The following is a 315-nucleotide window of genomic DNA, read 5'->3' as shown; positions in this document are numbered from 1 at the left end:
AGAAAACGAAGGAGATTTCGTAGCGCTGGCTGAGCATGCCACGCCTGAAGTGGTGAATTTTATGGCGACCCATGGGAGAGGTCTGATCTGCACGCCGCTGTCTGAAGACATCGCCGGCCGGCTGGATCTTCACCCGATGGTCGATCATAATACGGACTCACATGAGACCGCCTTTACGGTCAGTATTGACCACAGGCTGACAAAAACGGGCATCAGCGCTCAAGAACGTTCTTTTACCATTCAGGCGCTGTTGAACGAGGAATCTGTGTCTGACGATTTTCAGCGTCCGGGCCACATTTTCCCCTTAATCGCAAA

1 protein-coding gene is annotated in these 315 nt (G+C 52.4%); it reads left to right on the top strand.

Going from position 1 to position 315, the window contains the following annotated elements; translation table 11 throughout:
• A partial coding sequence (locus SB660_RS19625) for a 3,4-dihydroxy-2-butanone-4-phosphate synthase (protein WP_410583927.1) occupies window positions 1–315 on the top strand: 315 nt, incomplete at both ends.

Source organism: Bacillus sp. SIMBA_005 (assembly GCF_046535585.1).
GTDB classification, from domain to species: domain Bacteria; phylum Bacillota; class Bacilli; order Bacillales; family Bacillaceae; genus Bacillus; species Bacillus pumilus.
This window is presented reverse-complemented; position numbering and strand designations above follow the sequence as displayed.